A 6,728-nucleotide genomic window follows, 5' to 3' on the forward strand; every position below is an offset into this window, starting at 1 on the left:
CAGCATGGATTCTTCCATGCGCTCGCTCTGCCAGCGGATGCGCTGGCACAGCAGCGCGATGATCTTGATCGCGACCTTTGGCTCGCGTTCGAGGAAGCTGAGAAAATCTTCGCGCCGCAGCACGAACAACTCGCTGGCCTCGCCCGCGGTGGCGTCCGCCGTGCGGTTCTGGCCGTCAAGCACCGCGACCTCGCCGAACAGGTCGCCCGGCCCCATGAAATTCAGCGTCAGCCGGCTGCCGTCGGAGGCGCCGGTCTCGATGCGGACCTGGCCGCGACGCACGCCGAACAGCGCGTCCCCGGGATCGCCCTTCTGGAACAACACCTCGCCGTTCCCCAGATGCTGGGTGTGACAGAGATTGGACAGCCGCTGGAGCTCGTCCGCGCCGAGATCGGCGAACATCGGGTTCATCTTCAGGATGACCGCAAATTCGGCCTGCTTGCTCATGTCAATGTCCTTGTGAACGTGGTCATTAATCCCGGCAAATCGCTTGAAACCATCAATGTCAGGGTCGCGTAAAACCGCGCCGGAGAAGTGTGTCATAAGTCACATAACTTTGCAGCACCCCCTGACTATTTTTACGCGCTTGGAGCCGCTTCCCGTCCGGGGATAAACTAAAGGCGCAAAGGACGGGTTATCTGCCGGCTTCGAAGCCGATCGTCCGTCGTTGGAAAGTCGACATGAGAGCATTGAAATTCGTCGGCGGGGCCTTGGCCGCCGTCGTCATCGTGATCGCGCTGCTGCTGGTAGTCGGGATCCCCTCGGGCTTCCTGACCTCGGCGATCGCCTCGCGCGTCGAGAGCGCGACCGGCTATCGCCTGTCGATCGACGGCACCACGAAGATCAGCCTGTGGCCGACGCTGAACGTCACCCTGAACGACCTCACGCTTGCCGACCCCAAGGACCGCAGCGGCATCACGCGCCTGACGGTCGACAGCGTGCAGGCCGACATGTCGCTCGCGAGCATATGGTCCGGCCGCCCCGAGATCAGCGAGCTCGTCGTCACCCATCCCGTGCTCTACCAGCCGCTGCTGCGTGAGCGCCTGCCGAACGCCGCAGGCCCGTCGAAGCCGCGCGCGCTCGATACCAATGGCGCCACCATCGACCGCATCAAGGTCATCGACGGCGAAGTCGCTTTCTCGCGCCTGCGTGATCGTGTCGAGGGCCGCATCAGCACCATCAACGCCGACGCGATCGTCGACCGCGACCGCAAGGTCAATATCACCGGCACCGCGCGCGTCGGCGATCATCCGACCAAGTTCGACATCAAGGCAATCGCGCCGGCGTCGCCGGCCGAGCGGCCGACGGTTCCGGTGGATTTCGCCATCGACATGCCTGACGTGCTGAAGTCCCAGCTCACCGGTCACGCCGAGATGCGGCTCAATGGCGATGTCGTGATGATCAACGGCGTGAATGGCAGGCTCGGCGACGGCGCGTTCAACGGCTGGGCTTCGGTCGACATCGCGAGCAAACCTCTGGTCAAGGTCGACCTCGATTTCCAGCGGCTCGCGATGCCGCTGGCGAAGTCGCCGCAGGGCGTGTCCGGGCAGCCCTGGAGCAATGCACCGATCGACGTGTCCGGGCTTAATTATGTCGATGCGCAGGTGAGGATCTCCGCGAACGAAGCCTTGATCGGCGATGCGCGCCTTGCGCCGCTGGCGCTCGACGCCAAGCTCGCCGGTGGCGTGCTGAAGGCAGGCACCGCCAATCTCGGCGCCTATGGCGGCCAGGTCTCGGGCGAGGTGATCCTGGATGCGACCAGCGGCGCGCCGAGCTTTGCCATGCATTCCGATCTCGTCGGCGTGCGCGCGCTGCCGCTGCTCCAGGGCCTTGCCGAATTCGACCGCATCGACGGCAAGCTGCAGGCCAAGCTCGCCCTGCGCAGCGTCGGCAACAGCCAGCGCGCGCTGATGGCGAACATGCAGGGCACGGCCTTCGTCAATTTCCAGGACGGCGCCATCCGCGGCATCAACGTCGCGCAGATGATCCGCTCGCTGACCACGGCCACTCTGTCCGGCTGGCAGGAAAACCAGGACCCCGGCCAGGAACAGAGCACGGATCTGTCGCAGCTCTCGGCCTCCTTCCGCATCGACAAGGGTCAGGCGGTGACGACCGATCTCAATCTGATCGGGCCGCTGGTGCGCGTGACCGGCGCCGGCACCATCGCACTCGACACCAAGATGATGGGCTTTCGCGTCGAGCCGAAGCTCGTGATGACGACCGAGGGCCAGGGCCGCACCTCCGAGCCGGTCGGCTTCGGCATCCCCGTGATGATCCAGGGCAGCTGGTCGCAGCCGCGCATCTATCCCGATATGGCCGGCATGCTGGACAATCCGGACGCCGCCTATGCCAAGCTGCGCGAGATGGGCAAGGGCCTGTTCGGCCCCGACGGCGCCGGGCTCGGCAACATTCTGGGCAGCCTCGGTCTCGGTGGCACCACCGCGCCGGGCGGCGGCACTGCGGCCGGCAATGCCAATCCGCAAGCCCAGCAGCCGGGGCAGAACAATCTGCTCGGCGGCCCGCTGGGGGAGGCGATCGGCAATCTGATCCAGCAGGGGCTTTCCAATGGCGCCGCAACCGGCACGGGCGCCGGCCGCAGCCGCAGCTTGCCGGCAACGCCCGCCACGCCGGCGCCACAGGCCTCGCCTAGCCCCGCGCTGGAGGACCCGCCGCTCGCGCAGCAGGACAGTCAGCCAATGAACGACGTGCTGCGACAGCTCTTCAATCGGTGAATGGAGGCTGCGACAATTCACCACCCTTCCACCTGCCCGGGAGGCCGCAACGAGTAACCACACCGGCCAGTCCGCCGGCCGCGCGACGGCCCTTCGGCCCAAATTGTGATAGAACGGCCCGGAAGGGCCTGCACGGCCCGTAGCGCGCAGCGTCAATGGCGGCGCGAGAGGATCGGGATGGCAGGAGCGAACGACAAGACACGGTTTCTGCGCGAGGGCCTGTTCGCCAAATACGTCGTCTCCCTCGTCGGCCTCGTCGTGTTCGTCCTCGCCGTCAACGGCGCGATGGAGACCTGGATCTCCTATCGCGCCACAAGGACACAGCTGACCGACGGGCTGGAGGACAAGGCGCAAGGAGCCGCCCGGCGGATCGAGCAGTCGATCTCCGAGCTCGAGCGCCAGATCAGCTGGGTGACGCGGGCGAGCCAGGACACGCTGGAGAAGCGCCGCGCCGACTACGTCTCGCTGCTGCACCAGGTCTCGGTGGTCAACCAGCTGTTTCAGCTCAACGGCGACGGCCGCGAGGTGCTGCGCGTCTCGCGCCAGTCGACCACGACCGGCGGCAATGCCGACCTCTCCCGCGACATGCGCTTCACCGACGCCGTCGCCCGCGGCGTCACCTACGCGCCGGCCTGGTTCGCCGACCGGACGCCGCTGATGTCGATCTCGGTGGCGCATTCCGGCTTCAATGCCGGCGTCACCGTGGCCGAGATCGATCTTGGCTTCCTCTCCGACTTCCTGTCCGACGCCCAGGTCGGCAAGGCGGCCTTCGCCTATGTCGTCGATCCGCGCGGCCGGGTGCTGGCGACCTCGTCGAAAGGTCCCGAAATCGGCAAGGACCTCTCCAAACTGCCGCAGGTTGCGGCCGCGATCGCGCCCGGCCACGAGCCCGACAGTTCGGGCACCGACTTCAACGGCAATGCGGTGATGAGCGCCGGGAGCACCGTGCCGAAGCTCGGCTGGAGCGTGCTGTTCGAGCAGCCGACCACGCAGGCCCTGATGCCGATCCGCGACCAGCTGGTGCGCATCGCGCTGCTGATCGGCATGGGCCTGCTGGTCGCGATCCTCGCCGGCACGCTGCTGGCACGACGCATGATCATCCCGATCACGGCGCTGCGCGACGGCGCCTACAGGCTCGGCGAAGGCGATTTCAGCCACCGCATCGACGTGCACACCTCCGACGAGCTGGAAGACCTCGCCGGGCAGTTCAACCGCATGGCCGACCAGATCCAGGAGACCTATTCGAACCTGGAGACGAAGGTCGAGGAGCGCACCCGCGATCTCGCGCAGTCGATCCACGAGCTCAAGGTGCTGGAGGAGGTCGGCCGCGCGGTGGCCTCCTCGCTCGATCTCGACGCCGTGCTCCCCACCATCGCCGCCCGCGCGATCGAGATCACCCGTGCCGACGCGGTGCTGATCTACGGCTTCGACGCCGAGACGCGCCGCTTCAACCTGGTCGAGGCTGATGGCATCGACAAATCCGCCGAGGGCGCGCATGTCACCATCGACGAAGGCGGGAACATCCTGAGCGATGCCGCCGCGAGCGGCGAGCCGATCGCGCTTGCCGAGCTCGGCGATGCCGCCGAGCAGCCGCTGCGCGAGGTCGCGCTCGCCGCCGGCTTCAACTCGGTGCTGGTGGTGCCGCTGATCGACCAGCAGGGCACGCTCGGCTCGCTGGTGGTGCTGCGCCGCGCGAACGGCGAATTCGCGCCCAGCATCATCGGCCTGATGCGCACCTTCGCCAACCAGGCGGTGCTGGCGATGCGCAATGCGCGCCTGTTCACCGAGGTCGATCACAACAGCCACGCGCTGGAGGCGGCGAACAAGACCGTGCGCGCCCAGGCCGACAGGCTGCGCGAGCAGACCGAGCAGCTCAAGGACTGGAACAAGTCGCTGGAGGCGCGCGTCAGGACCCAGCTCGGCGAGATCGAGCGCATCCGCAAGCTCGAGCGCTTCCTGGCGCCGCAGGTGGCGCAGCTGATCGCCTCCTCCGACAGTCCGGAAGGGCTGCTCACCAGCCAGCGCCGCGAGGTCACGGTGGTGTTCTGCGACCTGCGCGGCTTCACCGCGTTCACGGAAGCGACCGAGCCGGAGGAAGCGATGAACGTGCTGCGCGAATATCACGCGGCGCTCGGCCAGCTGATCTTCAAATACGAGGGCACGCTCGACAAATATGCCGGCGACGGCGTGATGGTCCTGTTCAACGCGCCGATCCAGTTCGAGGACCACACCAGGCGCGCGGTGAAGATGGCGGTGGAGATGCGCGACACCATCGGTCCCCTGACCGAGCGCTGGCGCAACCGCGGGCACAGCCTCGGCTTCGGCATCGGCATCGCGCTCGGCTATGCCACGCTCGGCCAGGTCGGCTTCGAGCAGCGGCTGGAATATGCCGCGATCGGCAGCGTCACCAACCTCGCCTCGCGCCTGTGCGGCGAGGCCAAGCCGAACCAGATCGTGGTGAGCCGCCGCGTCTACGGCATGGTCGAGCCCTGGGTGGAGGCCCGCGCCCTCGACGATCTCCAGCTCAAGGGCTTCAATCACCCCGTGCTGGCGATGGAGATCCTGAGCTGGCGCGAGGAGGTGGAGAACGTGGTGGACGCATCAGCGGTGCGGCGAAGGGGTTGACGGCCTCGGTTTCCACGATTGCCCGACCTTCGTTGCCCGTCATTGCGAGGAGTGAAGCGACGAAGCAATCCAGAGTCCTTCCGCGGATGAATACTGGATTGCTTCGCTTCGCTCGCAATGACGGTGTCGAGACAGCAGGGCAGACAGCGTTTCGCGATCCCGCGACACATTGCGCCCGGGCTTTGCTTGGGTCACGGCACCCTTCGAAATGGAAGGGCGCAGGGAAGGCCGGGCACCGGCTGGCACCCGCAAAACCCCTGTGCGTGAGTGCGTGTTAGTCGCTCACAGGGGAGAAACAGGTGCGGCCGAATGCCCGGCCTTCCCTGCGCGATGGTTGAAACGGCTTATGTCGCGCTCTCGCCGGTGAGACGATTTCCCGTTGCCACCGTCGCCTTGCAGCTGTCATCGAATGCGCCGTCCGGTCGGACGATCGCACCACCGCAAGACTTGACGCCGGAATGTCGGGCGTCACGACCACACGATTTTGCCGTACGCAAACAGCGCCGTCGTACACGCGCCCGCTGATCGCTCACGGGGACGACCCGCCCTGCGACCGCACCTGGCGCCGACGCTCCCTGCGTCCACCGCCCCTCACCCCACGAACCCTGACGATCGCGATCCGTCCCTTACCATGGGATGAGTTGGGAGGGAGCATAGGGTGTTTCGTTTTTCTTGTAAAGCGAATTTTGATTTATCCGAAGACGATGTAGGTTGTCGAAAACAACCCCATGCGCAGTAGACGGGGCCAACCGGATCAATGGGTTAGGAGAGGCGGTCGGAAGCCACAATTCAACGCGGCGGATTTTCGCGCAGACCATCACCCTTGTCCGTGGCCTCGGATGTGGTCGCGCTCCCACCGGTGGCGACAATTTCGATTTCGTCACCTTCTTTGAGCGCCAGTTGGTCGATCAGATCCTGGGGAAGAACCACAGCCAGATCGTCATCCCAGTCGAAAACCTTCATCGCGGCCTCCGCTCAAGCCACTGCGCTGTCATTGATCTCGCGGATCGTGCTGACGAGACGGACGACCCTGGCCTCGTCGAACAGGTGCTCCGGTCCCGTCGGGGCGATGGCTGTGAAAGGCGGCTCATAGAGCAGCGACGGGTCCATCATGCCTTGATCGGTGAGGTGCTCGATCACCATGTCGATGAACTCGATTTGCGCCGCGGTCGCCGTGCCGCCGGCAATGAACTCGGCGAACGCTTCACTCACTGCCGCGCGATCGAGACCAACCAGTGAGCGCACGAACCGTCCGAAGCCATGGCTCGTCTCACGCGCTCGCTCGATATCTCCGGCTTCACCGACGCCTGCGTCGAGAAGCAACTTTTCCAGTTCGCTCAGATCAGAGGGCGTCAGCGGCTTGCCCTGCCG

5 protein-coding genes are annotated in these 6,728 nt (G+C 65.9%); 2 read left to right on the forward strand and 3 right to left on the reverse strand.

Going from position 1 to position 6,728, the window contains the following annotated elements; translation table 11 throughout:
- A partial coding sequence (locus IC50_RS31475) for a Crp/Fnr family transcriptional regulator (protein ID WP_035714413.1) occupies window positions 1-447 on the reverse strand: 447 nt, incomplete at its 3' end.
- A gap of 233 nt (window positions 448-680) precedes the next feature.
- On the opposite strand from IC50_RS31475, the gene IC50_RS31480 reads away from it, so the two are divergent.
- Together IC50_RS31480 and IC50_RS31485 are read left to right on the forward strand one after the other, a co-directional pair.
- Window positions 681-2,732 (forward strand): AsmA family protein, encoded by a 2,052-nt coding sequence (locus tag IC50_RS31480; protein ID WP_035714415.1) that lies wholly within the window; start codon window positions 681-683, stop codon window positions 2,730-2,732.
- A gap of 177 nt (window positions 2,733-2,909) precedes the next feature.
- Window positions 2,910-5,357, forward strand: coding sequence for an adenylate/guanylate cyclase domain-containing protein (locus tag IC50_RS31485; RefSeq protein WP_035714419.1), 2,448 nt, complete (start codon window positions 2,910-2,912; stop codon window positions 5,355-5,357).
- A 789-nt stretch (window positions 5,358-6,146) separates the two neighbouring features.
- On the opposite strand, the gene IC50_RS41610 is transcribed toward IC50_RS31485, so the two are convergent.
- Window positions 6,147-6,320, reverse strand: a complete 174-nt coding sequence (locus IC50_RS41610; RefSeq protein ID WP_157461128.1) for an AbrB/MazE/SpoVT family DNA-binding domain-containing protein — start codon at window positions 6,318-6,320, stop codon at window positions 6,147-6,149.
- Between the two features lie 12 nt (window positions 6,321-6,332).
- On the reverse strand, window positions 6,333-6,728 hold a 396-nt coding region (locus IC50_RS31490), incomplete at its 5' end, for a type I restriction-modification enzyme R subunit C-terminal domain-containing protein (RefSeq protein ID WP_035714422.1).

The sequence above is a fragment of the Bradyrhizobium genomosp. I (2014) genome (assembly GCF_000261685.1).
GTDB lineage: Bacteria > Pseudomonadota > Alphaproteobacteria > Rhizobiales > Xanthobacteraceae > Bradyrhizobium.